Source organism: Amycolatopsis rifamycinica, assembly GCF_000695625.1.
Lineage (GTDB): Bacteria > Actinomycetota > Actinomycetes > Mycobacteriales > Pseudonocardiaceae > Amycolatopsis > Amycolatopsis rifamycinica.
The window spans coordinates 36,390-61,480 of the sequence record NZ_JMQI01000028.1 but is presented as its reverse complement, the minus strand read 5'-3'; the positions used below and the strand labels follow the sequence as shown (position 1 = coordinate 61,480).

At 72.2% G+C, this 25,091-nt stretch carries 27 protein-coding genes; 11 read left to right on the top strand and 16 right to left on the bottom strand.

Features of this window, described 5'->3' with window-relative positions:
* The first annotated feature begins 2 nt into the window (after positions 1 to 2).
* Complete coding sequence (ftsY, locus tag DV20_RS14730) at positions 3 to 1,295, top strand: signal recognition particle-docking protein FtsY (RefSeq protein ID WP_043780460.1); 1,293 nt, start codon at positions 3 to 5, stop codon at positions 1,293 to 1,295.
* Here ftsY and DV20_RS14725 read toward each other — a convergent pair.
* Positions 1,292 to 1,765, bottom strand: a complete 474-nt coding sequence (locus DV20_RS14725) for a hypothetical protein (protein WP_043780458.1) — start codon at positions 1,763 to 1,765, stop codon at positions 1,292 to 1,294. The two genes, ftsY and DV20_RS14725, sit on opposite strands and share 4 nt — an antisense overlap.
* Positions 1,766 to 1,901: 136 nt before the next feature.
* Here DV20_RS14725 and DV20_RS14720 point away from each other — a divergent pair, with 136 nt between their 5' ends.
* Entirely contained in the window at positions 1,902 to 2,402 is a 501-nt protein-coding gene (locus tag DV20_RS14720) for a GNAT family N-acetyltransferase (RefSeq protein ID WP_043780456.1), read from the top strand.
* Positions 2,403 to 2,406: 4 nt separating this feature from the next.
* Here DV20_RS14720 and DV20_RS14715 read toward each other — a convergent pair whose 3' ends face one another.
* Both DV20_RS14715 and DV20_RS14710 read right to left on the bottom strand, forming a co-directional pair.
* Positions 2,407 to 2,727: a hypothetical protein gene (locus DV20_RS14715; protein ID WP_043780455.1), complete on the bottom strand. Its 321-nt coding sequence runs from the start codon at positions 2,725 to 2,727 to the stop codon at positions 2,407 to 2,409.
* A gap of 73 nt (positions 2,728 to 2,800) precedes the next feature.
* The gene (locus tag DV20_RS14710; protein WP_043780453.1) at positions 2,801 to 3,577 is read right to left on the bottom strand and encodes an IclR family transcriptional regulator; all 777 of its coding nucleotides are present in this window, start codon (positions 3,575 to 3,577) and stop codon (positions 2,801 to 2,803) included.
* A gap of 112 nt (positions 3,578 to 3,689) precedes the next feature.
* On the opposite strand from DV20_RS14710, the gene aceB reads away from it, so the two are divergent.
* On the top strand, positions 3,690 to 5,267 hold the full coding sequence (aceB, locus tag DV20_RS14705; protein ID WP_043780452.1) for a malate synthase A: 1,578 nt from the start codon (positions 3,690 to 3,692) through the stop codon (positions 5,265 to 5,267).
* Complete coding sequence (locus DV20_RS14700) at positions 5,267 to 6,454, top strand: DUF6986 family protein (protein WP_043780451.1); 1,188 nt, start codon at positions 5,267 to 5,269, stop codon at positions 6,452 to 6,454. Before aceB ends, DV20_RS14700 begins: the two co-directional genes overlap by 1 nt.
* 3 nt (positions 6,455 to 6,457) lie before the next feature.
* On the opposite strand, the gene DV20_RS14695 is transcribed toward DV20_RS14700, so the two are convergent.
* Positions 6,458 to 7,612 (bottom strand): DUF2786 domain-containing protein, encoded by a 1,155-nt coding sequence (locus tag DV20_RS14695; protein ID WP_043780450.1) that lies wholly within the window; start codon positions 7,610 to 7,612, stop codon positions 6,458 to 6,460.
* Positions 7,613 to 7,717: 105 nt separating this feature from the next.
* Between DV20_RS14695 and DV20_RS14690 the strand changes: the two genes are divergently transcribed.
* Positions 7,718 to 8,059, top strand: a complete 342-nt coding sequence (locus DV20_RS14690; RefSeq protein ID WP_043780449.1) for a DoxX family protein — start codon at positions 7,718 to 7,720, stop codon at positions 8,057 to 8,059.
* On the opposite strand, the gene DV20_RS14685 is transcribed toward DV20_RS14690, so the two are convergent.
* A complete protein-coding gene (locus DV20_RS14685; protein ID WP_043780448.1) occupies positions 8,056 to 8,544 on the bottom strand; it encodes a MarR family winged helix-turn-helix transcriptional regulator in 489 nt (162 codons plus the stop codon). The two genes, DV20_RS14690 and DV20_RS14685, sit on opposite strands and share 4 nt — an antisense overlap.
* Before the next feature lie 105 nt (positions 8,545 to 8,649).
* Positions 8,650 to 9,969 carry a PucR family transcriptional regulator gene (locus tag DV20_RS14680; protein ID WP_043780447.1) on the bottom strand — a complete coding sequence of 440 codons (1,320 nt, stop codon included), beginning with the start codon at positions 9,967 to 9,969 and terminating at the stop codon, positions 8,650 to 8,652.
* Between the two features lie 121 nt (positions 9,970 to 10,090).
* Here DV20_RS14680 and DV20_RS14675 point away from each other — a divergent pair, with 121 nt between their 5' ends.
* The 4 genes from DV20_RS14675 to pucD are packed head-to-tail and all read left to right on the top strand — an operon-like array spanning position 10,091 to position 15,004.
* The gene (locus DV20_RS14675; protein ID WP_043780443.1) at positions 10,091 to 10,954 is read left to right on the top strand and encodes an FAD binding domain-containing protein; all 864 of its coding nucleotides are present in this window, start codon (positions 10,091 to 10,093) and stop codon (positions 10,952 to 10,954) included.
* Positions 10,945 to 11,412: a (2Fe-2S)-binding protein gene (locus tag DV20_RS14670; RefSeq protein WP_043780441.1), complete on the top strand. Its 468-nt coding sequence runs from the start codon at positions 10,945 to 10,947 to the stop codon at positions 11,410 to 11,412. Before DV20_RS14675 ends, DV20_RS14670 begins: the two co-directional genes overlap by 10 nt.
* The gene (locus DV20_RS14665) at positions 11,409 to 12,749 is read left to right on the top strand and encodes an 8-oxoguanine deaminase (protein ID WP_043780438.1); all 1,341 of its coding nucleotides are present in this window, start codon (positions 11,409 to 11,411) and stop codon (positions 12,747 to 12,749) included. The genes DV20_RS14670 and DV20_RS14665 overlap by 4 nt, the downstream gene beginning before the upstream one ends.
* Complete coding sequence (gene pucD, locus DV20_RS14660; RefSeq protein WP_043780436.1) at positions 12,746 to 15,004, top strand: xanthine dehydrogenase subunit D; 2,259 nt, start codon at positions 12,746 to 12,748, stop codon at positions 15,002 to 15,004. The genes DV20_RS14665 and pucD overlap by 4 nt, the downstream gene beginning before the upstream one ends.
* On the opposite strand, the gene DV20_RS14655 is transcribed toward pucD, so the two are convergent.
* The 6 genes from DV20_RS14655 to DV20_RS14630 all read right to left on the bottom strand — a co-directional run bounded on the left by DV20_RS14655 (position 14,991) and on the right by DV20_RS14630 (position 19,606).
* Positions 14,991 to 16,550, bottom strand: coding sequence for a glycoside hydrolase family 27 protein (locus DV20_RS14655; protein ID WP_043780435.1), 1,560 nt, complete (start codon positions 16,548 to 16,550; stop codon positions 14,991 to 14,993). The genes pucD and DV20_RS14655 overlap by 14 nt on opposite strands.
* Before the next feature lie 114 nt (positions 16,551 to 16,664).
* A complete protein-coding gene (locus DV20_RS14650; RefSeq protein ID WP_456356070.1) occupies positions 16,665 to 17,249 on the bottom strand; it encodes a TetR/AcrR family transcriptional regulator in 585 nt (194 codons plus the stop codon).
* A 177-nt stretch (positions 17,250 to 17,426) separates the two neighbouring features.
* Positions 17,427 to 18,308 carry a factor-independent urate hydroxylase gene (pucL, locus tag DV20_RS14645; RefSeq protein WP_043780430.1) on the bottom strand — a complete coding sequence of 294 codons (882 nt, stop codon included), beginning with the start codon at positions 18,306 to 18,308 and terminating at the stop codon, positions 17,427 to 17,429.
* Positions 18,309 to 18,310: 2 nt separating this feature from the next.
* Positions 18,311 to 18,628: a hydroxyisourate hydrolase gene (uraH, locus tag DV20_RS14640; RefSeq protein ID WP_043780428.1), complete on the bottom strand. Its 318-nt coding sequence runs from the start codon at positions 18,626 to 18,628 to the stop codon at positions 18,311 to 18,313.
* Positions 18,625 to 19,074, bottom strand: a complete 450-nt coding sequence (locus DV20_RS14635) for a 2-oxo-4-hydroxy-4-carboxy-5-ureidoimidazoline decarboxylase (protein ID WP_043780426.1) — start codon at positions 19,072 to 19,074, stop codon at positions 18,625 to 18,627. Before DV20_RS14635 ends, uraH begins: the two co-directional genes overlap by 4 nt.
* Positions 19,075 to 19,129: 55 nt before the next feature.
* Positions 19,130 to 19,606: a helix-turn-helix domain-containing protein gene (locus DV20_RS14630; protein ID WP_043780423.1), complete on the bottom strand. Its 477-nt coding sequence runs from the start codon at positions 19,604 to 19,606 to the stop codon at positions 19,130 to 19,132.
* Positions 19,607 to 19,735: 129 nt separating this feature from the next.
* On the opposite strand from DV20_RS14630, the gene allB reads away from it, so the two are divergent.
* Together allB and alc are read left to right on the top strand one after the other, a co-directional pair.
* A complete protein-coding gene (allB, locus tag DV20_RS14625; RefSeq protein WP_043780421.1) occupies positions 19,736 to 21,064 on the top strand; it encodes an allantoinase AllB in 1,329 nt (442 codons plus the stop codon).
* A gap of 1 nt (position 21,065) precedes the next feature.
* A complete protein-coding gene (gene alc / locus DV20_RS14620; RefSeq protein WP_043780419.1) occupies positions 21,066 to 22,079 on the top strand; it encodes an allantoicase in 1,014 nt (337 codons plus the stop codon).
* Here alc and DV20_RS45870 read toward each other — a convergent pair.
* From DV20_RS45870 to DV20_RS14605, 4 genes are all read right to left on the bottom strand, one after another.
* Complete coding sequence (locus DV20_RS45870; protein WP_167344380.1) at positions 22,076 to 22,249, bottom strand: hypothetical protein; 174 nt, start codon at positions 22,247 to 22,249, stop codon at positions 22,076 to 22,078. The two genes, alc and DV20_RS45870, sit on opposite strands and share 4 nt — an antisense overlap.
* A 262-nt stretch (positions 22,250 to 22,511) precedes the next feature.
* Positions 22,512 to 23,261, bottom strand: a complete 750-nt coding sequence (locus DV20_RS14615; protein WP_043780417.1) for an MBL fold metallo-hydrolase — start codon at positions 23,259 to 23,261, stop codon at positions 22,512 to 22,514.
* 43 nt (positions 23,262 to 23,304) lie between these two features.
* Positions 23,305 to 23,790, bottom strand: a complete 486-nt coding sequence (locus DV20_RS14610; RefSeq protein ID WP_043780415.1) for a CoA-binding protein — start codon at positions 23,788 to 23,790, stop codon at positions 23,305 to 23,307.
* On the bottom strand, positions 23,787 to 25,073 hold the full coding sequence (locus DV20_RS14605; RefSeq protein ID WP_043780414.1) for an O-acetylhomoserine aminocarboxypropyltransferase/cysteine synthase family protein: 1,287 nt from the start codon (positions 25,071 to 25,073) through the stop codon (positions 23,787 to 23,789). Before DV20_RS14605 ends, DV20_RS14610 begins: the two co-directional genes overlap by 4 nt.
* Positions 25,074 to 25,091: the final 18 nt, after the last annotated feature.

Below are 25,091 nucleotides of genomic sequence, written 5' to 3'. Positions count from 1 at the left end.
CCGTGTCGAGCACCTGGTTCCTGTTCGTAGTCGTCGCCGTCGTCGTGCTGGTCGCCCTGCTGGTGACCGGCCTGCTGGTCGCCCGCAGGCGGCGGATCAGCCTGGACGCCCGGCGCGAGGTCGAGGAGAAACCGAAGGGCGGTTCGTACGCCGCCAGCGGGGGCATCGCGCTCGCGCCCGGCGGCACGGCGGCCCCGGTGGAAGAGGCCCCCGTCGAGCACCCGGTCGAGGACCGGCCGGAGACCGACGGCCAGCCCGCGGTGGGCGACGACGCGGCGGTGCCGCGCGACTCGCCCCAGCGCACGGTCCGCGACGTCAAGCTGCCCGAAGCGCCGCCGGAAGCTCCGGTCGTCGAGGAGATCGACCCGGCGACCGGCCGCATGGAGCGGCTGCGCGGCCGGCTGTCGAAGTCGCGCTCGGTGTTCGGGACGAGCCTGCTGGGCCTGCTCGGGGCCGGCGACCTCGACGAGGACTCCTGGCAGGACGTCGAAGACACGCTGCTGATGGCCGACCTCGGTGCGGCCACCACGAACCAGATCGTCGAGCGCCTTCGCGACGAGCTTTCCCGGCGCGCGGTGCGGTCGTCGGCCGAGGCGCGCGAAGTGCTGCACGAGGTGCTGACGGCGCAGCTGTCCACCGACGGCCACCGCGCGGTCCGGGCGCTGCCGCACACCGTGGACGGCAAGAAGCAGCCCGCGGTGGTGCTGGTGGCGGGCGTCAACGGCACGGGCAAGACGACGACCACGGGCAAGCTCGCCCGCGTCCTGGTGGCCCAGGGCGGCACCGTGCTGCTGGGCGCGGCGGACACGTTCCGCGCGGCGGCGGCCGACCAGCTGCAGACGTGGGCCGAGCGCGTGGGCGCGGAGGTCGTCCGCGGCAAGGAAGGCGCGGACCCGGCGGCGGTGGCGTTCGACGCGGTCAAGCGCGGCGTGGACACGGGCGTGGACGCGGTCCTGGTCGACACGGCGGGCCGCCTGCACACGAAGACCGGCCTGATGGACGAGCTGGGCAAGGTCAAGCGCGTCGTCGAGAAGCAGGCGAAGGTCGACGAGGTGCTCCTCGTGCTGGACGCGACGACGGGCCAGAACGGGCTCATGCAGGCCCGGGTGTTCGCCGAGGTCATCGACGTGACGGGCATCGTGCTGACGAAGCTGGACGGCACGGCCAAGGGCGGCATCGTGTTCCAGGTCCAGAAGGAGCTGGGCGTCCCGGTGAAGCTGGTCGGGCTGGGCGAGGGGCCGGACGACCTGGCGCCGTTCGAGCCGGGCGCCTTCGTGGACGCCCTGCTGGGCTAGATCCGGAACAGCGGCGTCCCGTCGGGCCTGCGCAGGCCCAGCTGCAGCATCACCGGCTCCGACGGCCGTCCGGCCGGGATGAGGCACGGGGACGTTCCGCGGGCCGCCACCGTGAGCCGGGACCAGCCGATCCCCTGGAGCGTGCGCCGGGCCGGGTCCACCACCATCGCCGCGCCGAAGTAGCGGCCGCCCGGGACGGCGATGCGGGCCGTGTGGCCCAGCACCACCGAGAACGCCGTGCCCGTCCGGCTGCCGTCTTCCTGCAGCGTCAGGATCACCGGCGTCCGCACCTTCGCGACGGTGTGGTGGCGAACCGTGATTTCGACCGTTCCCGGCGCGGTCTTCGCCGGACGCGGCCACGTGGGTGGTTGCGGCGAGCCGTCGAGCGCGCGGTCCACGAGCCGGTCCAGCAGGTTCGAAGCGGCGCCCTGAGCGAGCCAGTTCAGTGCGCCGCCGGGGTACGGGTCCATGCGGCCCTCCGGCGATATTCGGATGACGGGCGGCCGCGCGCCGGCGCAGAATCCGGGCATGCCCGGTTGACGTACGCGCGCCCCTCCTCGTGACAGACGCCCCGAAGCCGTCATTCGCTACGAGAGAGGACCCATCATGACCGCCATCCACGGCGATCGGGTGCGGCTGCGCCCGATCGGACCAGCGGACCGCACGCGGGTGCGCGAAATCCTGGCCACTCCGGAGGTCGCCCGCTGGTGGGGCGACCCGGATCGCGAGACCGAAGGCCTGTACGAGGTCGAGGAGGGACGCTCCGTCTACGTGATCGAGTTCGACGGCGGAGTCGTCGGCCTGATCCAGAGCTGCGAGGAGCCGGACCCGCAGTACCGCCACGCGGGCATCGACATCTCGGTGCACCCGGCCTTCCACGGCCGCGGCATCGGCACGGACGCGATCCGGGCGCTGGCCCGGCACCTGTTCGCCCAGGGCCACCACCGGCTGACGATCGACCCGGCGGCGTCGAACGAGACCGCGATCGGGGTGTACACGAAGGTGGGTTTCCGGCCGGTCGGGGTGCTGCGCAACTACGAACGCGCCCCGGACGGCACCTGGCACGACGGGTTGCTGATGGACCTGCTGGCGGGGGAGCTGAGCTGAGCGGTCAGCTCTTGTCGATGACCTGCTGAAGCAACCGGCTCATCTGCTCGAGGCCGATGTTCACCTTGGTGAACCCGCTGCGCATCTCGGCCCTGAGGTCGGCGACCTCGGTCTTGAGCCCCGAGATGTCTTGACCGTGCTCGATTTGCGTTTCACGCACGGCGTTCAGCACCTTGGTGTGCCCGTTGAGGGTCTGCTTGAACTCGGAGACGTCGCGGTCCGCCGTGCCGGCGAGCACGCGGGCGGCCGCGGCGTCCTGCCGGGTGTGTCGCACCTGTTCCTCCAACGCGGTCACGCGGGCTTCGAGGTCTTCGAGGCTGGCCATGCCGCGTACTTTACCGGCGGCCGCTGAGCCCTCCGCAGCAGGGTCACTTTCCGTCATCGACTATCACTCTCAGTCATACTGATAGCGGCGTCCGGGACAGGCTGGCCCCCAGGGCGTCCGCCACCCGCTGCACCGCCGGGGCGATGTGTGCCACCGCCTCGGCGGTCAGCCGCCCGGACGGCCCGGACACCGACACTGCCGCCGGCACCGGCGCCCCCGGCACCGCGACCGCCACGCACCGCACGCCCAGCTCCTGCTCCGCCTCGTCGAGCGCGTACCCCTGCGAAGCGATCCGCGAGAGCTCGACCGCCAGCGCGTCCGGGTCCGTGAACGTGTGCTCGGTGTACGCCGGCATCCCGGTCCGCTCCAGCAGCGAACGCACCTCCGACGCGGGCAGGTGCGCCAGCATCGCCTTGCCCACGCCGGTCCCGTGCGGCAGCAATCGCCGCCCGACCTCGGTGAACATCCGCATCGAGTGCTTCGAAGGCACCTGCGCCACGTACACGACTTCGTCGCGCTCCAGGACCGCCAGGTTGGCCGTCTCGCCCACCTCCTCGACGAGCTCCGCCAGCAGCGGCCGGGCCCAGGCGCCGAACTGCATGCTCGCGTTCTCGCCCAGCCTGATGAGCCGGGCGCCCAGCGCGTAGCGGCGGTTCGTGTTCTGGCGGACGTACCCCAGGTCGACCAGGGTGCGGATGAGCCGGTGGATGGTCGGCATCGGCAGCCCGGACAGCGTCGCCAGCTCGGACAGGCTCGCTTCGCCGCCGGTGTCCGCGAGGTGTTCCAGCAGCTCGAAGGCGCGCTGCAGGGACTGGACGCCGCCGTCGCGACCGTTCTTCTCCGCCGGCACGGTGGCCCTCCTTACGTCGGCGTTGAGCTTCCGCTATGCAGAAACTATAGTCCGGCTGGTAGAAAACCGTAGGGCCGTTATCCAAAGATCCGAACCCTCGAGGTGTTTCCCCATGTCTTCTGAAGTCCAGGTGCTGGGCGACCCGGTCGAGCGCGGCGACGAGATCCTCACGCCGGAGGCGCTCGCCTTCCTCGCCGGCCTGCACGACGCCTTCGCCGGCCGCCGCGACGAGCTGCTCCAGGCGCGGAGCAAGCGCCGCGAGGAGGCCCGGACCACCGGCCGGCTCGACTTCCTGCCGGAGACCAAGGAGATCCGCGAAGGCGACTGGCAGGTCGCCGGCGCGCCGCCCGCGCTGCGGGACCGCCGCGTGGAGATCACCGGGCCGACCGACCGCAAGATGACCATCAACGCGCTCAACTCCGGCGCGAAGGTGTGGCTCGCCGACCTCGAGGACGCCAACACCCCGCACTGGAAGAACGTCGTCTCCGGCCAGGTCAACCTCTACGACGCCATCCGCGAGACGATCACCCTGGAAAGCGGCGGCAAGAGCTACGCGCTGAAGGACGACGTCGAGCACGCGACGATCGTGGTCCGCCCGCGCGGCTGGCACCTGCCCGAGAGCCACCTGAAGTTCGGCGACCGCGAGGGCGTCGGCGCGCTCGTCGACTTCGGCCTGCACTTCTTCCACAACGCGGCCGAGCTGCTGAAGCGCGGCAAGGGCCCGTACTACTACCTGCCGAAGATGGAGAGCCACCTCGAAGCGCGGCTCTGGAACGACGTCTTCACCCACGCCGAGAAGACGCTCGGCATCGAGCACGGCACCGTCCGCGCGACCGTGCTGATCGAGACCATCCCGGCCGCGTTCGAGATGGAGGAGATCCTCTACGAGCTGCGCGAGCACGCCTCGGGCCTCAACGCCGGCCGCTGGGACTACCTGTTCAGCGTCATCAAGTACTTCCGCGACGCGGGTGAGAAGTTCGTGCTGCCGGACCGCAACTCCGTCACCATGACCGCGCCGTTCATGCGCGCCTACACCGAGCTGCTCGTGCGCACCTGCCACAAGCGCGGCGCCTTCGCGATCGGCGGCATGGCCGCGTTCATCCCGAGCAAGGACCCCGAGGTCAACAAGGGTGCCTTCGAGAAGGTCCACGCGGACAAGTCGCGCGAGGCCGGCGACGGCTTCGACGGCTCCTGGGTCGCGCACCCGGGCATGGTCGAGCTGTGCAAGGAGGAGTTCGACAAGGTCCTCGGTGAGAAGCCGAACCAGCTCGACCGGACCCGCGACGAGGTGAGCGTCACCGCCGACCAGCTGCTCGACGTCGCTTCGACGCCGGGCGGGGCGACGGCGGCGGGCCTGCGCGCCGCGGTCGACGTCGGCGTCCGCTACATCGCCTCCTGGCTGGGCGGCAACGGCGCGGCGGCCATCCACAACCTGATGGAGGACGCCGCCACCGCCGAGATCTCGCGCTCGCAGATCTGGCAGTGGGTCAAGAACGGGACCACTTTGGACAGCGGGGACACCGTGACGGCGGAGCTGGTGCGCGGGGTGCTGGCCGACGTCCGCGGCCAGCTGGCGGCCGAGCTCAAGCCGGAGCTGCTGGAGCCGGCCGTGGAGCTGTTCGAGCAGGTCGCGCTGGCCGAGGAGTTCCCGGACTTCCTGACGCTGCCCGCGTACGAGAAGATCAAGTAGTGCGGCTGCCCGAGGACGTCTACGACGCCGCCGACGCGCGCCTGGCCGCGGCCGACGCGCGCGTCGCGGCGTCGTACCCGGGGGAGCGGCCGGGACGCCAGCCCGTGCACACGGTCTACGTCCCGGCGTCGCGGTACAAGACACGCCTGGTCGCCGACTGGGGCAAGCAGGCGATGCGGGTCTTCATCGAGCACGGCGACCTCCTCGGTGCCGACGCGGACGTCTACGAGCGTGTCCGCGCGAAGCTGCTGACCGAGCCGATCGAGGATCTGCGGATCGACTTCGAGGACGGCTTCGGCCGCGTACCGGACGACGTCGAGGACGCCGCCGCCCGCGCGGCCGGCCAGACCCTGGCGACAACCGGCGGGACACCGTTCTGCGGCATCCGCTTCAAGAGCTTCGAAGCGGCGACGCGCCGGCGGGGCATCCGCACCCTGGACGTGTTCCTCGGTGCGCTGCTCGACAACGGGCCGCTGCCGCCCGGCTTCGTCGTCACGCTGCCGAAGGTGACGGCGGTCGAGCAGGTCTCGGTGGCCGCGGAAGTCCTGGCGCGGCTGGAATCCGCGTACGAGCTCGCTGAGGGGACGCTGCGCTTCGAGGTGCAGATCGAGACGTCCCAGTCCATTGTGGACCTCGACGGCACGCTGTCGGTGGCGCGGATCGTCCAGGCCGCGGCGGGCCGGTGCACGGGCCTGCACTACGGGACGTACGACTACAGCGCGGGCCTCGGCATCGCGGCCGCGTACCAGAGCATGGAGCACCCGGCGGCCGACCTGGCCAAGGGCCTCATGCAGATCGCGGCGGCGGGAACCGGCCTCCGCCTCTCGGACGGCTCGACGAACAGGCTCCCGATCGGCGACGCGCTGCCCACGGCGTGGGCCGAGCACCTGCGCCTGGTGCGCAGGTCGTTGGAACGCGGCTTCTACCAGGGCTGGGACCTGCACCCCCACCAGCTGCCGACCCGCTTCGCGGCGACGTACACGTTCTACCGATCGGGTTTCCCGGCGGCGGCGGAGCGGTTGCGCGCGTACGCGGACAAGCAGGCCGGGGGAGTGCTGGACGAACCGGCGACCGCGCAGGCGTTGGCGGTGTATCTGCTGCGCGGGCTCGACTGCGGGGCACTCGACGAGGGCGAGTTGCCGTTCGGGCGGCCGGAGCTGGAGAAGTACGCCAGGCGCGAAGGATGAGGGTCACTCACCGAGGCGGGCGCGGTCGGCGGCTTCCCGGCCCGCGCCCCAGCCTTCGTGGCTGCGCACGGTCACCGATTTGTTCACCACTTCGGGAAAGAGCGTGCTAAAGGCCGCAGCCACGTTCTTCTCGTGCGAAGCCAGCACCGGCAGCAGCTCCGGCGCCTGCGCGATCGTCGCTTCCGTCGCCTGCTCGAGCCGCTCGCCGATGCGGGTGGCGTAGGAGACGAGGAACGACTTGCGGAACGGCCGCGACCGGCCGGCCGGGTCGGCGATCATCGCCCGCGTCGCCTGCACCAGCAGCGACGTCGTCAGCAGGGCCACCGAGTCCAGGTCTTCCTCGTCGCCGATGACGGTGACGAACTCCCAGCGCGGGTCGAAGACCGCGCGGCAGCGGTTGGCCGTCGCGACCACGTGGACCAGCAGCGACTTGGCGTCGGTGTACGGCGTGTCCAGCCAGATCCGGCGGGCCGCGGGGCGGTCGGGCGTCGCCGAGGTGTTCTCGACCAGCGCGCGGTCGAGGGCGTGGCGGGTCATCAGTTCCTGCGCCTTCGCCGAAAGGGCCTCGGCCTCCTCCGGGAACGCACTCGACTCGGCCTTGGCCAGCAGCGCGCGGACCCGGCTCAGCTTCTTCTCGTCGACGTGGTGGCGCACCGGACGCTCCGGCGCGGTCCCCGGCGCCGGCAGGACGACGGTCACCGGCGGCAGCGTCTTCAGCAGGCCGAAGGCTTCGATGACCGCCGCCACGGCTTCGGACGGCGTGAGGATGTGCTTCGCCGCCCACTGCGGCAGGTGCGGCTCGGTCTCCGCCCACCAACGTGCCGCGCCCGCCGCGTCGAGCTGCTCCCGCCACTCCGGGTGGAGGACCGGGAACTGCCCGGCGTACGCGGCGAGCGTGTCGAGCAGGTAGGCGCCGGTGAACTCGTCGAGGCGCCGCCGCGCCGCCTGGTGGAGGTCTTCGGGCAGCCAGCCGGCCCGGCAGGCGCGGCCGATCAGCTGCTGCCCGGTCCGGTCCGCGGCTTCGGCGAGTTCGGCCGGCAGGGTGAAGCCGGGCGCCAGCCGGTCGGCGTCGCCCGGTGCCGCGGCGAGCAGCGCCTCGCCGAACCCTTCGGCCGTTGTCGGTGGCGGGCCGACCCGGACCTGCTTCCGCTTGCCCACCCCGCCCAGTCTGCCGCAGGGGCCTTTCCGGGCGTCGGCCGCCGTCGCACGCCGGTCACCGCCTGAGCCCGGTCACCTTCGCGGCGGCACGCGCGTCGGGAAGGCATGGACCTTTCCGCCATCGCCATCCTCACCACCACCATCGCGCTCAACGCGGCCGTCGGTCTCGCCGATCTGCTGAGGGCCCGCTTCGTCCTCGCCAATTCGGCGGCCGTCGACGTGCCGCCGGGCTGGCTGCCCGTGCTCGGCGCGCTCAAGCTCGCCGGAGCGGCCGGGCTGCTCATGGGGCTGTTCGGCGTGCGGGCCCTGGGTGTCGCGGCGGCGATCGGGCTCGTCCTGTTCTTCGCCGGGGCGATCGCCGTGCACGTCCGCGCCCGCGCGTTCGCGACCGGCGCGGCACCGCTCGCCTTCCTGGGGCTCGCGGTGGCGTCCCTGGTCGTGCTTTAACGCAGGCGCGGCAGCGCGTCCCGGGCGAAGTGGCTCAACGTCCGCAGGTCCTCGGCGAACCGCGCCCGGTGGTCTTCGGGCAGCGGCCGGAGGAAGAACCGCTCGACGTTCTCGACGTGCACGCGGCTGGCCCGCACGGTGGTCTCTTCGCCGAACGAGGTCAGCCGGACGAGCTGGACCCGCCCGTCGCTCGGGGACGCCGTGCGGGTCACCAGCCCGAGCGCCTCCATCCGGTCGACCAGCCGGGTCGCGCCCCCGGTGGTGAGCACCTGCTCCTGGGCGATCGAGCGCATGGTCAGCCCGGCTGCCCCGGTGCGGCCGACGAGGAGCAGGACTTCGTACATCAGGTGCGTGATCCCGCATTCGCGCTCCAGCGCCCGCCCGAGCAGGTACCCGAGCCGGTGCGCGGCCCCCTGCAACCGCCCGAAGGCCAGCACGCGGGCGTCGTCCGCCGCCTGCCGCGCCGACGTGATTTCGGGGTCCACGCGCTCATCCTCCCCCTCGCCCCCGGCCACGCAATGCGAGACGGCGGCCGATGGGGTGCGAGGCGCGCCCCCTGCGCCGAGCGGGCGAGCGGGCGTCCGGCGGCGCTAGTCGCCGGCCCGCAGCGCGAGGTACACGTCGAGCTGGCCGGTGAACTCCGTCAGGTCCACGCCCAGCAGGTCACCCGCCCGCCCGATCCGGTAGCGCAGCGTGTTGACGTGGACGTGCAAGGCTTTCGCCGCCCGGGTGGGCGAGCCCGAACACTCCAGGAACACCCGGACCGTGTGCACCAGGTCCGTGTGCTGCTCCGCGTCGTAGGCCAGCAGCGGCCCGAGCACCCGACGGCGCAGGGCCGCGCGCAGCCCGGCCGGCGCGCCGGCCAGCAGCAGCTCGTGCGCGTCCACCGCACCGGTCCGGACCACCGCCACCCGGCCCGGCCGCCGCGCCGCCACCTCCACCGCGTACCGCGCGCTCTCCGCGGCTTCGGCCCGCGGGCCCGGATCGCTGACTCCGCAGAGGATCCGCGTGGCCCGCAGCAGTGGCTCCACAATGGACAACCCGGCCACCGAGGGCCGCGCCGCGGCCGCGTACGACGTTTCCCCCGAGGATTCGAGCAGCACGGCGTCCGGGAGCAGCTCGCCGAGGACGTCCCGGCTCTCGTCGCTGCCCTCGGTCCGCAACGCCACGACACACACCTCGCCGGGCGGCGACGCTTCCGGCCGGACAGCCCGCGCTCGCGTGACCCCGACGAGGCCCGCCACCTCCTCGGCCAGCTCGACCTGCGCGGTGCTCAGCGGCCCGCCGACGGCGATCAGCCAGGGCACCGCGTGCCGCCCCTCGACCGGGACCAGGGTCAGCGGCCCGGGCTCGCGGGCCGCGTACCGGCGGACGACGTCCTCGGGCGGGATGGGCAGCGGCGCCGTGCCGGCGATCAGGCGGCCCAGCCCCGACAGCACCCAGCAGGGCAGCCCGAGCTCCGCCGACGCGCGCTCCGCCAGCGTCTCGACCGGGGCTTCCGCGGCCGCCTGCAAACGTTTGCGCGCGCTGTCGGACGCCGCCGCCAGCGCCAGCACGACCTGCTCGGTGATCACCGAGAACGACAGGTCGTCGGGCACCTCCAGCAGCGGGATCCGGTGCCGGACGCAGGCGTCCACCACGTCGTCCGGGATGCCGCCCGAGTCGGCGCCGGACGCGGCCAGTGCCGCCGCGCCCGACCGGGCCAGTGCGGCCACGAACGGCTCGGCGTCACCCGGGGCGTGCCACCAGAGCAGGCCGGAAAGCACCAGCTCACCGGCCGACAGGTACCGTCCGGGGTCGGACAGCTCCGTGACGTAGATGCGCGTCACCGGCCGGTCGAGCAGGTCGGCCCCGGCCCGCGGGCGCAGCCGCAGCCCGGGCAGGCCCAGCAGAGTTTTCACGGTCGTCATGAGGCTTGTAGGAAAGCACAAACGCCCCCGCGTCCGCTCCTGTGCGTTTCATGCGTGGTGCCGTTGCCGCCCGGCGGTGATCCGTCGTCTACTGGTCTATCGCCCCACGAAGGAGCAACCAGTGGAGTTCCTGCGTCCCGCGACGCTCGCCGAGGCCCTGGCGCTGAAGGCCGGGCGGCCGGACGCCGTGCCGATCGCCGGCGGCACGGACGTCATGGTCGAGCTCAACTTCGACCACCGGCGGCCCGAGGCCCTGCTCGACCTGACCCGGGTCCCCGAGCTGGCGGAGTGGTCCACATCGGACGGCACGGTCCGGCTCGGCGCCGGTGTCCCGTACGCCCGGGTCATCGCCGAACTGGGTGAATCCGTCCCCGCGCTGGCCATGGCCGCCCGCACCGTCGGCTCCCCGCAGATCCGCAACCGCGGCACGGTCGGCGGCAACCTCGGCGCCGCCTCGCCCGCCGGCGACACCCACCCGGTGCTGCTCGCCATGGACGCGCGGGTCGAAGTGGCCTCCGTGCGGGGGACCCGCCTCCTCCGGGCGGAGGAGTTCTACGTCGGCGTGAAACGCCACGCCCTCGCGCCGGACGAGCTGATCACCGCCGTCCACCTGCCCGCGCACGCCGGGCCGCAGCAGTTCGCCAAGGTCGGCACGCGCAACGCGATGGTCATCGCGGTCTGCTCCTTCGCGCTGGTCCTGCGCGACGGTGTGGTGGGCGCGGCGATCGGGTCCGCCGCCCCGACCCCGCGCCGCGCCCGGGAGGCCGAGGACTTCCTGGCCGCCGAGCTGCCCTGGACGTCCTCCGAGCCGCTGCCGGACTCGCTCAAGCGCCGCTTCGGCGACCTGGTCGGGCAAGCCGCGTCGCCGATCGACGACGTCCGCGGCAGTGCCGCGTATCGGAAGCACGCTTTGGGGGTACTAGCGCGGCGTACGTTGACCTGGGCGTGGGACGAACACCGGACGGGGGAGCGCGCATGCGCCTGAATGTCACGATCAACGGCGAGCCGCGGCAGGCGGACGACGTGTGGGAGGGCGAAAGCCTGCTCTACGCGCTGCGGGAGCGGCTGGGCCTGCCGGGCTCGAAGAACGCGTGTGAGCAGGGCGAATGCGGCTCCTGCACGGTCTACCTCGACGAGGTCCCGGTGTGCGCCTGCCTGGTCGCCGCCGGGCAGGCCGAGGGGCGCGTGGTCCGCACGGTCGAGGGACTGGCCGACGGCGACACCCTCGACCCGGTCCAGCAGTCCTTTGTGGACGCGGGCGCGGTGCAGTGCGGGTTCTGCACGCCGGGCCTGGTCGTCGCCGCGCACGACCTGCTGAACCGCGTCCCCGACCCGTCCGACGAGGAGATCCGCGAAGCGCTGGCGGGCAACCTCTGCCGCTGCACCGGCTACGAGAAGATCCTCGACGCGGTGCGCGCGGCGGCGAAGGGTGGTGTCGCGTGAGGACGCTCATCGCGAACGCGGCCATCGCCACGGTCACCGGCGAGGAGTACGCGAGCGGGCACGTCGTCGTCGAGAACGACCGGATCGCCGAAGTCGGCGAAGGCGTGTACACCGGCGAGTTCGACGAACGCGTCGAAGCCGACGGCTGCCTGATCACGCCCGGCCTGATCAACACCCACCACCACCTCTACCAGTGGGCGACCCGCGGGCTGGCCGCCGACCACACGCTCTTCGAGTGGCTGGTCGCGCTCTACCCGGTCTGGAGCCGCCTCGACGACGAGATCACGCACGCCGCGGGCACCGCCGGGATGGCCCGGCTGGCGCTGACCGGCTGCACCACCGTCGCCGACCACCACTACGTCTTCCCGCGCGACGGCGGCGACCAGGTCGCGGCGCTGGCCGCGGCCCGCCAGCGCATCGGCGTCCGGCTGCACGTCGTGCGCGGGTCGATGGACCGCGGCGAGTCCGACGGCGGCCTCCCGCCGGACAACCTGGTCGAGTCGACCGAGGACGCCCTGACCGGCACCGAAGCGGCCATCGCCCGCTTCCACGACGACTCCGCGGGTGCCCACCTGCAGATCGCCGTGGGGCCCTGCTCGCCGTTCTCGGTCACCGAGCGGCTGATGTCCGGCGCGGCCGAGCTGGCCAGGCGCAAGGGCGTCCGCCTGCACACCCACCTCGCCGAGACGCTCGACGAGGAGCGGCAGTGCCTGGCCGAGGCCGGCTGCACGCCCGCCGAGTACGCCGACAAGCTCGGCTGGCTCGCCGACGACGTCTGGCTCGCCCACACCATCCACCTCGCGCCCGACGCGATCCGCCGTTTCGGTGCGACCGGCACCGGGTCGGCGCACTGCCCGACGTCCAACGGCCGCCTCGGCGCCGGCATCGCGCCCGTCCGCGACCTGCTCGACGCCGGGGTCCCGGTCGGCCTCGGAGCGGACGGCGCCGCGTCGAACGAATCCGGCGGCCTCGGCGAAGAGCTCCACCAGTCGCTGCTGCAGGCCCGCCAGCGCGGCGGCCCGCACGGGCTGACCACGCGCGAGGCGCTGTGGATGGGCACGATGGGCGGCGCCCGCTGCCTCGGCCGCGCGGACGACCTGGGCTCCCTGGAGCCCGGGAAGCTCGCCGACCTGGCCGTCTGGGACCTGACCGGGCTCGACCACGCCGGTATCACCGACCCGGTCGCGGCGCTCGTGCTCGGCACCACGCCGCCGCTGCGGCGGCTGTTCGTCGGCGGCAAGGCCGTCGTCGAGGACGGCACCCTGCGCGAAGCCGACGAGTCCGCGATCGCCCGCGAGCTGGCCGCCGCGAGCGCCCGGCTGAGGGAGGGCAGATGACGACCACTTCCGTCACGACGCAAACCGCGAACGGTGTCGGCACTTCACCGCGGCGGCCCGACGGCACGGTGAAGGTCCGCGGCGAGTTCGCCTACTCCTCGGACCTGTGGCACGAGGACATGGTGTGGGGCGTGACGCTGCGCAGCCCGCACCCGTACGCCCGCATCACCGGCATCGACATCGCGGAAGCCCTCGCCGTGCCCGGCGTCCACGCGGTGCTGACCCACGAGGACGTCCCCGGCGTCAACCGCTATGGCCTCGAGCACGCCGACCAGCCCGTGCTCGCCTCCGACGTCGTGCGGTACCAGGGCGAGCCGGTGGCGCTGGTCGCCGCCGACCACCCGGAAACCGCGCGCCGCGCGATGAAGCGGATCAACGTCACCTACGAAGAGCTCTCTCCGGTGACGGACTCCGAAGCCGCCGTCGCGGGCGAAGGCCCTTCGCTGCACGAGGGTGGCAACGTCGTCCGGCACGTGAAGATCCGCCGCGGGCCGCAGGAGCTCACCGCTGACGTCGTCGTCTCCGGCGTGTACGAGGTCGGCATGCAGGACCAGGCGTTCCTCGGCCCGGAGTCCGGGCTCGCCGTGCCGGACACCGAAGGCGGCGTCGACCTGTACGTCGCGACGCAGTGGTTGCACGTCGACCAGCAGCAGATCGTCGCCGCGCTGGGGCTGCCGGTCGAGAAGGTGCGGCTGACGCTCGGTGGCGTCGGCGGCGCGTTCGGCGGCCGGGAGGACCTGTCGATGCAGGTGCACGCGTGCCTGCTGGCGCTGCACACCGGCAAGCCGGTGAAGATGGTCTACAACCGCGAAGAGTCCTTCTACGGGCACGTCCACCGCCACCCGGCGAAGATGTACTACGAGCACGGCGCCACCCGCGACGGCCACCTCGTGTACGTGAAGACGCGGTTGTTCCTGGACGGCGGCGCGTACGCGTCCTCGACGGGCGCGGTGGCCGCGAACGCGGCCACACTCGGCGTCGGACCGTACAAAGTGGACAGCGTCTCGGTGGACTGCTGGGGCACGTACACCAACAACCCGCCGTGCGGCGCGATGCGCGGCTTCGGCGCGGTCCAGGCGGCGTTCGGCTACGAGTCCCAGATGGACAAGCTCGCGGACGCCTGCGGCCTCGACCCCGTGGAGATCCGCGTCCGCAACGCCATGAGCGAGGGCGACCTGATGCCGACCGGCCAGGTCGTCGACTCCGCCGCGCCGGTCGCGGAACTGCTGACCCGCGTCCGGGAGATGCCGCTGCCGCCGGAGCGGCCGTTCGACCTGCGGCACATGCCGGGCGGGGTGTCCAACACGACGCACGGCGAAGGCGTCGTCCGCGGCGTCGGGTACGCGGTCGGGATCAAGAACGTCTGCTTCTCCGAAGGCTTCGACGACTACTCGACGGCTCGCGTGCGCCTGCAGCTGGTCGGCGGCGAACCGGCCGCGACCGTGCACACCGCGGCCTGCGAAGTCGGCCAGGGCCTGGTGACGATCATGCAGCAGATCGTCCGCACCGAACTCGGCGTCGACCAGGTGACCGTCCTGCCGATGGACACCTCGATCGGCAACGGCGGCTCGACGTCGGCGTCCCGCCAGACCTACGTCACCGGCGGCGCGGTGCGGGCCGCGTGTGCCGCGGTGCGGGCGCGCCTGCTGTCCCGCTTCGACCGGCGGGTGCGCGTGGCCGGCGGCAAGGTCGTCGCGGCCGACGGCCAGGTACTGGCCGATCTCGTGGACGTCCTCGGCGACGACGTCCACGACGAAACCGTGGAGTGGCGGCACCGGCCGACCCAGGCCTTGGACCCGGAAACCGGGCAGGGGAGCGCGCACGTGCAGTACGCCTTCGCCGCGCACCGGGCGGTCGTCGACGTCGACACCGAACTGGGGCTGGTCAAGGTGGTGGCGCTGGACTGCGCCCAGGACGTCGGCAAGGCGCTGAACCCGCAGGCCGTGCTGGGCCAGATCCAGGGCGGTTCGGCGCAGGGGCTCGGGCTCGCGGTGATGGAGGAGATCCAGACCTCCGGCGGGAAGATCCGGAACCCCTCCTTCACCGACTACCTCATCCCGACGGTCCTCGACATGCCGCCGATGACCATCGACGTCCTCGAACGCCCCGACCCGCACGCGCCCTACGGCCTGCGCGGGGTGGGCGAGCCGCCGACGATCTCGTCGACACCGGCGATCGTGGCGGCGATCCGGGCCGCGACGGGGCTCGCGCTCACGCGCGTCCCGGTGCGGCCGGAGCACCTCACCGGGACCTGAGCGCCCAGTTCTGGTTGGCGTCGTCGTTGCAGCTCCACAGTTCGAGCGGCGTGCCGTTGACGTTGCCGGCGGGCTTGTCGCCGCCGGTGACGTCGACGCACAGCCCGGCCTGGGTGATCGAGCCGTCGGCCTCGAGCCGGAACTTCTGGTTCGCGCCGCCGTGGCAGGTCCAGGCGAGGAGCTTGGTCCCGGCGGTCGTGCCGCTCTCCTCGGCGTCGAGGCAGAGGCCGTTCGCCGTGAGCTCACCCGCGCTCGTGAACGCCCAGGCCTGGCCGGCGCCGCCGTCGCAGTCCCGGATGTCGGCCCTGGTGCCGTCGACGTCGATGCAGCGGGACGACGACGCGCCCTGGATCGGCTGGGTGGTGCCGATGCTGGTGCCCGTGGCGCCGGGCTTCACGCGGAAGACGACCGTGCTGTGCGACGGCACGGTCGCGCTGATGGCGCCGGTGCTTGTGGTGAGCTCCTTCGACCACAGGTTGGTCAGCCGGTAGCTCGCCGAGGCGGGCAGCCCGGCCGCGGCGGCCGTCGTCGCGATGGTCTTCGGGGTGCTGTTTTCGTTGAACAGCACGATGGCGGCATCGCCGTCCTGGAGCGGCTTGGCCAGGACGTCCAGGCCGTCGCCCGACGAGATCCGCCTGGCCTGCTTGCCGAGCGGGTCCTGGTCGACGGCGATGACGTCCGGGTTGAGGTACGTCGAGAAGGTGGCGACGCTCGCGGAGCGCAGGTCGGGCCCGGCGATCAGCGGCGCGGCCATCGCCGCCCAGAGCGTGAAGTGCGCGCGGTCCTCCTGGAAGTCCATGCCGTTGCCGACCTCGAGCATGTCGGGGTCGTTCCAGGCGCCCGGCTTCGCGGCGGAGGCGAGCCCGACGTTCTGGCGGTAGATCGCGTCGACGCTGCCCCAGTTGTTCGTGATGTCGCCGGTGGTGCGCCAGAGGTTGCCGACGTCCGCGGCCCAGGTCGCGGGGTCGAAGTAGCCCCATTCGCAGATGCTGTAGGTGATCGGGCGCTTGGTCGCCTGCAGCGCGTCGCGCATCGCCGAGTAGCGCCGGATGTAGTCCTGCTGGGTGGTGCCGTCGTTGTGGCAGTTGTCGTACTTGAGGTAGTCGACGCCCCAGCTCGCGAAGAGGTTCGCGTCGGCCTGCTCGTGCCCGTAGCTGCCGGGGAACCCCTGGCAGGTCATCGTGCCGGAGTCTTCGTAGATCCCGAACTTCATCCCGCGCGCGTGGATGTAGTCGCCGAGGGCCTTGAGCCCGCCGGGGAACTTCGCGGGATCGGCGACGAGGTTGCCGCCCGCGTCGCGGGACCGGGTCATCCAGCAGTCGTCGAGGTTGACGTAGGTGTAGCCGCGGTCGCGCATCCCGGAGCTGACCATGAGGTCGGTGGTCTGCTTGACGAGGGTCTCGTTGATGTTGCACTCGAAGGTGTTCCAGGTGTTCCAGCCCATCGGCGGGGTGCGGGCGAGGCCGTTCTCGAGGGCTTGGGCCGGGTTCGTGACCGAGAAGGTGAGGGCGACTGCGGCGGCGGCGACGGCGACGGATCGGCGCATGGCGGCTCCAACCGGACGACGGTGTGAGGCAGGAGGACTAGACCATTGCGCAGCATCGGTGGTGACTCGATGTTCGGTCAAGCGCCATGTTGGTGATTTGCGTTCGATTCCCGACTAAAGTTGCGCACTCTCCTGCAACAACCGCCGGGCGACGTCGACGGTCGCGGCCCCGGCGACGGCCATGGCTTCGGTGTCCCGCAGCGAGCGGCAGAGGACGAAGGCGCCTTCGAGGTTGTTGACCGCGGTGATGGTCAGCGTCCGGGCGGCTTCGGGGGTGAGCCCGAACCTGCCGAACTTCTCGGTGCCGGCGTCGATCCAGGCGGTGAAGACGTCGGCGGTGGCCTTCCGCAGCGGTTCGTTGGTGGCGGCGACCTCGAGGGCGACGGTCGCGATCGGGCAGCCTTCGACGTAGTCGGTCGCTTCGAGGGTCGCGATCCCGGCGGCGAAGAAGGCCTCGATGCCGCTGACGAGGTCTTCGGCCGGAGCGACGAAGAGGTCGAACAGCGCGGTGTAGGCCAGCCCGGAGGTGCGGATGACCTCCTCGCCGAGCTGCTCCTTGCCGCCGGGGAAGAAGTGGTAGAGGGACCCGAAGGGCGCGTTGGCCTCCGAAACGATCTGCTTCAGCCCGGTGCCGGCGTACCCGTTGCGCCGGAAGAGCTCGGCCCCGGCGGCCATGATGCGTTCCTTGGTCCCTGCCACGAAGCCGAGGATACAGAGCGGTCTATCAAATCCGGCTTGTCCACAGCTCGGCCGACCTGTGGACAAGCCGGGTCGGGGGCGGGTTTCCGTCGGCCGGGCTCGATAGACTGGACCGGGGATGGTCCCCCGGGAGGGTGGGCGCTGCCCGGGGCGCTGACGGGGGCGCTTACCGGGGAGTCAGTGGAGGTCCCAGGCGGGGCCGGGGTCTTCGGCGTCGTCGCGCAGGATCGTGCCCTCGATCAGGCCGTACGGGCGGTCCGCCGCGTAGAAGACCTCGTTGTCGTTCTTCAGCCCGAACGGGCTCAGGTCCACCAGGAAGTGGTGCTTGTTCGGCAGCGACAGCCGGACTTCGGCGACCTCTTCGCGGGCCGTCAGCACGGCCTCGCCCATCGCGTACAGCGTCTGCTGCAGCGAAAGGCTGTGCTTCGTCGCGAACGTCTCCAGCATCACCCGCCGGATCTCGCCGTGCGAAGCCGCCCAGTCGATGTCCCCGCCCTGGTAACGCCACCGAGCCGTGACGGCGGTGGCCAGGATCCGGTCGCCGGTCTCGGCGAGGGTCGTGTACTGGTCGCGCGGGAACCCGTGGAACTCCGATCCGGTCGACTTGAGCAGGGTCAGGCCGTCGATGCCGGACACCACCCACGCGCGGTCGCCCCGGACCGTCACCGCCGTCGTGCGACGCTCGTCGCCGGACCGGCTGAACGCGTGGTCGTGCGGCTCGCCGCCGACGGCGATGCGGTCCCAGCCGTGCTCGTCGATCTTGACGCGGGCTTCCGTGATGTTGTCCTGCATGCCGGTGAAGTGCCGGGCCAGCCGCAGGCCGAAGTCCTCGATCTCGCCGACCGGCGCTTCCTTCGCGAAGGCGTACACCGTGTTCTTCTGCGTGTCGGTCGCCAGCACCCCGGCGTTGTCGCCGGTCAGGTGCGTCGCGGCCAGCTCGCCGCGCAGGGACGTCGACACCGTGAGGTCCTTCAGGTGGTGTACCGGGCCGTCGCGGCGCACCGTGACCAGGCGGACCTCCGCCTTGCCGTACTGGTTGGGGCCCAGGGTGATGGCCACGGTCAGCTCCCTCGGTAGGTCGAATAGGCGAACGGGCTGAGCAGGAGCGGCACGTGGTGGTGCGCGCTCCCGTCGGTGATCCGGAAGGTGAGCGCGACCTCCGGGAAGAACGCGTCCGGGCCCAGGTACGCGCCGGTGTCGAAGATCAGGCGGTAGCGGCCCGGCGCCAGGCTTTCCGGGCCGAGGTCGCGGATGCGGCCGTCCTCGTCGGTCCGGCCCTCGGCGATCGGCTCGCCCTCGGCGGTCTCGAAGCGGACGGCAATCCCGGCCGCGGGGCGCCCGGCCGCCGTGTCGAGGACGTGGGTGGTCACGAGACTCACGCGGTCACCGCTTTCGCGAGCCGGAGTTCGGCGATCTTCAGCAGTTCACGGCCGGCGACGGCCAGTTCGGTCCCGGGGTCGTTGGCCAGCCGCTCGCGGAGGATCTTCAGCAGCTCGTCGCCGCTGCGGCCGCTCGCGCAAACGAGGTAGACGTGGCCGAACTTGGCTTCGTACTCGGCGTTCGCCGCGGCGAAGGCGTCCGGATTGTCCACACCGGACTGTTCGGAGCGCGCCCAGCCGTCCGCCGGCTTCTCCCCGATCCGCGGGTGCGCGGCCATCGCCTGGCGGATCTCGTCGCTGCTCAACGGCAGGTCGGCGGCCGCCTTCAGCGCGTCGAGATCGGCGTACGGCCGTCCGGCGAGCACGGCGTCGACCCAGCGCGGGACGGCCAGGCACGCCGTCAGCAGCGGCCGGACGTCGGTGGTGTTGAACTCGGTGAGCAGCACGTGCTGACCGTACGTCGGTGCCGGAATTCCGTCAACATTTTGTTGAAAGCGCTGGTCAGTCCGTTTCCCGGTTGAGGTAGTTGTAGACGGTGAAGCGCGTGACGCCCAGCGCGTCGGCCACCGACGAGACGGATTTCCGCAACCCGAAGGCGCCGCGTTCGCGCAGCAGCCGTACCGCGCGCTGCTTGCCCGCGCGGTCGAGTTCGCCCAGCTTGGCGCCCAGTTCGCGCTCGACGTCGGCGATGAGCCGGGCCAGGGCGTCGTTCAATTCGACGACCGGCGCGCCGCCGGGGTCGTCGGCCCGGCGCAGCTGCAGCGTGACCCGCGTGGCGCCGCCCTCCAGCGCGGCCTTCGCGATCGCCGGGAGCGCTTCGAGCAGCTCCTTCGCTTCGCCGCGGGCGAGGGTGCCGAGCGGGCCGAAATCGGTGTCCAGCCCGGCTTCCGCGGCGGCGTCCCGGGCGGCGACGGCGTGTTCGGGCGGCGAACCCTCGCCGTGGAACGGTTCGCTGGTGAACTCCGCCTCAAGCCGCACGAAGATGACCGTAACGTGCGGCGTCCGTCGTTGACGAGCGGCGCGCGCCGTGGTTACTGTCGTTGTGCGAAACCGCCTTTCCGTTCTGTGAAATCGGCGGTGGTCATCCTCCCGCAGAAGGGCTTTCGGATGGATCTTGTGGTGCGCGCCGCCCGGGCCGTGACGCCCGAGGGCGAGGTCCCCGCGACCGTCGGCGTCGACGGCGGCCGGATCGTCGCGGTCGAACCCGGCGGCGCCTCGCTGGCCGGCGACCGTGTCCTCGATCTCGGCGACGACGTCGTGCTGCTGCCCGGGCTGGTCGACACGCACGTCCACGTCAACGACCCCGGCCGCGCCGAGTGGGAGGGCTTCGAGACGGCGACCCGTGCGGCCGCGGCGGGCGGGGTGACCACCATCGTGGACATGCCGCTGAACAGCCTGCCACCGACCGTCGACGTCGCCGCGCTGGAGGTCAAACGCACGTCGGCGGCCGGCCGGGTGCACGTCGACGTCGGGTTCTGGGGCGGGGCGATCCCGGGCAACACCGGCGATCTGCGCGGCCTGCACGATGCCGGGGTGTTCGGCTTCAAGTGCTTCCTGCTGCACTCCGGCGTCGACGAGTTCCCGCCCCTCGACCCGGCCGGGCTCGACGAAGCGTTGCGGGAGCTGAGTTCCTTCGACGCGCTGATGATCGTGCACGCCGAGGACGCCCACGAGATCGACGAAGCGCCGGAGCCCCACGGAGGTCGTTATGTCGACTTTCTCCGCTCGCGGCCGCGGCAGGCCGAAAACCTCGCGATCTCGCACGTCATCGAGGCGGCCAAGCGTCACTCCGCCCGGGCGCACATCCTGCATCTGTCCTCTTCGGACGCTCTCCCGCTGATCGCCGAGGCGCGCCGCGACGGCGTCCGGCTGTCGGCGGAAACCTGCCCGCACTACCTGAGTTTCGTCGCCGAGGAGATCCGCGACGGCGCGACGCAGTTCAAGTGCTGCCCGCCGATCCGGGAGGCGGCCAACCGCGAGCAGCTCTGGCAGGGCCTCGCCGACGGCGTCATCGACACGATCGTCAGCGACCACTCGCCGTGCACGCCGGAGCTGAAGCGCTTCGACAGCGGCGACTTCGGGCTCGCCTGGGGCGGCATTTCCGGTCTGCAGCTGGGGTTGCCGGCGGTCTGGACGCAGGCGCGGCAGCGCGGCTTCACGCTCACCGACGTCGCCCGCTGGATGGCCGAGCGGCCGGCCGCGCAGGCCGGGATGCGCCGCAAGGGGCACCTGGCCGTCGGCTACGACGCCGATTTCTGCGTGTTCGCGCCGGACGAGGCGTTCGTGGTCGACGTCGCGAAACTGAAGCACCGCAACCCGGTCAGCGCCTACGACCGGCGTCCGCTGGCCGGCGTCGTCCGCTCGACTTGGCTGCGGGGCACCGAAATCACCGGTGACGAGCCGCGCGGCGCGCTGCTGACCCGGGGGAACTGCTGAAATGGAGGCCCAGGTGTCCGACCGTCCGGAGTGGACAGAACTGCCCGATCTGGCGTCCCGCTGCTTCGGCGGCACGGTGATGTGGGCGACCGACGAGCTGTTCGCCGAGAAGGAGAACCTGGTCAACCCGTGGCCGCCGGCGCACCGCGCGGAGACGTTCGGCCCGAAGGGCCAGGTCTACGACGGCTGGGAGACCCGGCGCCACCGCGAACCGGGCGACGACCAGGCGATCGTGCGGCTCGGCCTGGCGGGCACGATCACCGGCGTCATCGTCGACACGGCGTTCTTCGAGGGCAACTACCCGCCGTTCGTCTCGGTCGAGGCGACGTCGCTGCCGGGCTACCCGTCGGCGGCGGAGGTGGCCGCGGCCGAGTGGGACGTCCTGGTCGACCGCGCGCCGGCGTCGGGGCACACGGAGAACTTCTACGCGATCAACGGTTCCCGGCGCTACACGCACGTCCGGCTGACGCAGCACCCGGACGGGGGAGTGGCGCGCCTGCGCGTGCACGGCGCGCCGATCCCGGACCCGGCGCTGCTCGACCTGGCCGCGCTCGACCTGGCGGCGCTGGAGAACGGCGCGATCGTCACGGGCTGCAGCAACCGGTTCTATTCGTCGCCGAACAACATCCTGTCGCCGGGGCTGGCGGCCCACCAGGCGGAGGGCTGGGAGACGGCCCGCCGTCGCGACGACGGCAACGACTGGGTGACACTGCGCCTGGCGGGTGCCGGGATCGTCCGGTTCGTCGAGCTGGACACGAGCAACCTGAAGGGCAACGCGCCGGGCTGGGCGTCGGTGAGCGGCCGGGAAACCTACGGCGAGTGGGTTCCGCTGCTGCCGAAGACGCGGTTGCAGCCGGACACGCGCCACCGCTTCGCGCTCCCGGACGGCCCGGAGGTGACGGAGGCGAGGCTGGACATCTACCCGGACGGCGGCCTGGCCCGGCTGCGCCTGTTCGGGCGGCTCACGGAAGCGGGCCGCACGAACCTCGAAGCCCGATTCGCGAAGACGCGCTAGTTCGCGCCGGGCCGGTTCAGGTACGCGGAGGCCAGCGACAGCACGCAGGCGCAGCCGATGATCGCGCTCACCCACCACTGCATGCCCACCACGACGCTCCAGACGAAGCCCGCCGCCGCGAGGGCGGCGACGAGGATGTTCCGGAACTGCAGCGGGGTCGGCTTGGCCATGCCGCCACCCTCTCACGCCCCGCAGCCGGACCTGCCCGCTGCCCCGGGTCGTGCGTGGTAAGGAGGGCTTACCACGCACAACCGGCCGCGGCAGGCCTCCGACCCTCCGGGGCGCGAGCCGTCTTTCCGGGCGCGCGCGGAGGGCCGGGGTGGGGCAAGCCCGCGCAGCCCGGAGTGGGCGCCTTCGCGGTCTCAGACCTCCGCGTGCTGCCCGGGCTCGAGCAGGACGAGGCGGTCGACCAGCCCGGCCGCCTTCGCGGTCTCAGACTTCCGCGTGCTGCCCGGGCTCGAGCAGCACGAGCCGGTCCGCCAGCCCCGCCGCCTCGAAGGCCTCCCGCAGTGTGTCCGGGCCCTCGCTGAAGTGCTGCCAGCCCCGGAAATGCAGCGGAACGACCTTCGCCGCATCCAGCACCTTCGCCGCCTCGACCGCGTCGGCGCTGGTCAGCGTCAGGGGTGCCCCGTCGAACAGGACCGTGCGGGCCGCGCCGGCGAACAGCACCGCGACGTCCACCCGGAACCGCGCCGCGATCTCGCGCACCAGCTCCACCGACGCGTTGTCCCCGCTCACGTACACCGTCGGCAGCCCGTCGCCGGTCAGCACGAAGCCCGTGACGTCCCCGGTCACCCGGGAAGCGCCCTCCGGTCCGTGCAGCGCCGGCACCGCCGTCACCGTCAGCGCCCCGACCCGCGCCGGCTCCCACGGCTCCAGACCCCGGGCCGTCCCGCCGAGCCGGGCGGCTCCGCTGGGGGTGACCAGCGTCAACGGGACCCTCGCCAGGTACGCGCGGCCGCGGTCGTCCAGGTTGTCGGGGTGCTGGTCGTGCGACAGCAGCACCGCGTCCACCACCCCGATCGCCTCTTCGGTCAGCGCCGAACCCTCGGTCTTGACCAGCACGCGCGGGCCGGACGGGTGATCGCCGGGCGCGTCGAAGGTCGGGTCGGTGAGCAGCCGGACGCCACCCAGTTCCAGGAGGGCGGTCGGGCCGCCGGAGAACGTGATGCCCAAGGTCATATCCGGGCCAACCGCGGGAACGGCCGTTCTCTTCCCGGACGGCTCAGGGCGCCGACTGCCGCCGCGAGCTGATCACGCCCGTGTTGAACCCGGCCAGGTGCAGCCCGCCGGCGAACCGCGCGTGCTCGATCTTCACGCACCGGTTCATCACGACGTCGAGCCCGGCTTCGCGCGCCCGGCCGGCCACCGGCTCGTGCCACAGCCCCAGCTGCAGCCACAGCGTCCGCGCGCCGGCGTCGATGACCTCCTCGGCCACCTGCGGCAGGTCGTCGTGCCTGCGGAACACGCTCACCAGGTCGAGGCCGCCCGGCACGTCCTTCAAGGACGCGTAGACCGGCTTCCCGAACAGCGTGTCCAGCCGCGGGTTGACGAAGTTGACCTCGTACCGCGTCGACGACAGCAGGTAGGTCGCGACGAAGTAGCTGGGCCGCGCCGGGTTGGCCGACGCGCCGACCAGCGTCACCGACTTCGTCCGGCCGAGGATCGCGCGCCGCTCGACGGCGCCGGTGTCGTGGACGCTGTGCGTCATCCGGCCACCGCCTTGCCCAGCGCCTGGTCGAGGTCCCAGAGGAGGTCGTCGACGTCCTCCAGGCCGATCGACAGCCGGATCAGGTCGGGCCCGACGCCCGCGGCCGCGAGCTGCTCCTCCGACAGCTGGGCGTGTGTGGTCGACGCCGGGTGGATGACGAGCGTCCGCGCGTCCCCGACGTTCGCCAGGTGCGACAGCAGTTCCACCGATTCGACGAACTTCTCGCCCGCGGCGCGGCCGCCGTCGATGCCGAAGGAGAACACCGCGCCCGGCCCCGCGGGCAGGTACTTCCGGGCCAGCTCGTGGTGCGGGTGCGACGGCAGCCCGGCGTAGGACACCCAGGCCACGCGCGGGTCGGCCTCGAGGTACTCCGCGACCAGTCGGGCGTTCGCGACGTGCGCGTCCATCCGCTGCGGCAGCGTCTCGACGCCTTGCAGCAGCAGGAAAGCCGAGTGCGGCGACAGCACCGCGCCGATGTCCCGCAGCTGCTCGGCGCGCAGCCGGGTGCAGAACGCGTACTCGCCGAAGTTCTCCCAGTACCTCAGGCCGCCGTAGCTGGGGACGGTCTCGGTCATCCGCGGGAACTTCCCGTTGCCCCAGTCGAACTTCCCGGACTCGACGACGATCCCGCCGAGCGTCGTCCCGTGGCCGCCGAGGAACTTCGTCGCCGAGTGCAGCACGATGTCGGCGCCGTGCTCGATGGGGCGGCACAGGTAGGGCGTCGCCAGCGTCGCGTCGACGACCAGCGGGAGGTCGTGGGCGTGGGCGAGGTCGGCCAGCGCGGCGAGGTCGGCGATGCCGCCGCCGGGGTTGCCGATCACCTCGGTGTAGAGCAGCCGCGTCCGGTCGGTGATGGCGGCGGCGTAGTCGTCGATGCCCCCGCTGACGAAGGTCGTCTCGACGCCGAAGCGCCGCAGCGTGCCCGTGAGCTGGGTGACGGTGCCGCCGTAGAGGCCGCTCGCGGAGACGATGTGGTCCCCGGCCTCGGTGAGGGCGCTGAAGGTCAGGAACTCGGCGGCCTGCCCGCTGGCGGTGGCGACCCCGCCGATCGCGCCTTCGAGACTGGCGATCCGCTCTTCGAAGGCGGCCACGGTCGGGTTCCCGATCCGGCTGTAGACGTTGCCGTACTTCTGCAGCGCGAAGAGGTTCGCGGCGTCGGCGGCGTCTTCGAAGACGAAGCTCGTGGTCTGGTAGATCGGCACGGCCCGGGCGCCGGTCGCGGGATCGGGCGTGCCGCCCGCGTGCAGGGCGCGGGTCCGGAAGCCCCAGCTGCGTTCACTCATCGTGGTTCACGGTAACCG

What these genes read in the sequence shown, in the direction of transcription:
- DV20_RS14605 (WP_043780414.1), bottom strand. Translation starts at nt 25,073, where the DNA reads ATGAGTGAACGCAGCTGGGGCTTCCGGACCCGCGCCCTGCACGCGGGC.
- DV20_RS14670 (WP_043780441.1), top strand. Translation starts at nt 10,945, where the DNA reads ATGCGCCTGAATGTCACGATCAACGGCGAGCCGCGGCAGGCGGACGAC.
- DV20_RS14715 (WP_043780455.1), bottom strand. Translation starts at nt 2,727, where the DNA reads ATGGCCAGCCTCGAAGACCTCGAAGCCCGCGTGACCGCGTTGGAGGAA.
- DV20_RS14610 (WP_043780415.1), bottom strand. Translation starts at nt 23,790, where the DNA reads ATGACGCACAGCGTCCACGACACCGGCGCCGTCGAGCGGCGCGCGATC.
- DV20_RS45870 (WP_167344380.1), bottom strand. Translation starts at nt 22,249, where the DNA reads ATGGCCAAGCCGACCCCGCTGCAGTTCCGGAACATCCTCGTCGCCGCC.
- allB (WP_043780421.1), top strand. Translation starts at nt 19,736, where the DNA reads ATGGATCTTGTGGTGCGCGCCGCCCGGGCCGTGACGCCCGAGGGCGAG.
- DV20_RS14725 (WP_043780458.1), bottom strand. Translation starts at nt 1,765, where the DNA reads ATGGACCCGTACCCCGGCGGCGCACTGAACTGGCTCGCTCAGGGCGCC.
- pucD (WP_043780436.1), top strand. Translation starts at nt 12,746, where the DNA reads ATGACGACCACTTCCGTCACGACGCAAACCGCGAACGGTGTCGGCACT.
- DV20_RS14680 (WP_043780447.1), bottom strand. Translation starts at nt 9,969, where the DNA reads ATGACGACCGTGAAAACTCTGCTGGGCCTGCCCGGGCTGCGGCTGCGC.
- DV20_RS14615 (WP_043780417.1), bottom strand. Translation starts at nt 23,261, where the DNA reads ATGACCTTGGGCATCACGTTCTCCGGCGGCCCGACCGCCCTCCTGGAA.
- DV20_RS14655 (WP_043780435.1), bottom strand. Translation starts at nt 16,550, where the DNA reads ATGCGCCGATCCGTCGCCGTCGCCGCCGCCGCAGTCGCCCTCACCTTC.
- aceB (WP_043780452.1), top strand. Translation starts at nt 3,690, where the DNA reads ATGTCTTCTGAAGTCCAGGTGCTGGGCGACCCGGTCGAGCGCGGCGAC.
- alc (WP_043780419.1), top strand. Translation starts at nt 21,066, where the DNA reads ATGGAGGCCCAGGTGTCCGACCGTCCGGAGTGGACAGAACTGCCCGAT.
- DV20_RS14690 (WP_043780449.1), top strand. Translation starts at nt 7,718, where the DNA reads ATGGACCTTTCCGCCATCGCCATCCTCACCACCACCATCGCGCTCAAC.
- DV20_RS14720 (WP_043780456.1), top strand. Translation starts at nt 1,902, where the DNA reads ATGACCGCCATCCACGGCGATCGGGTGCGGCTGCGCCCGATCGGACCA.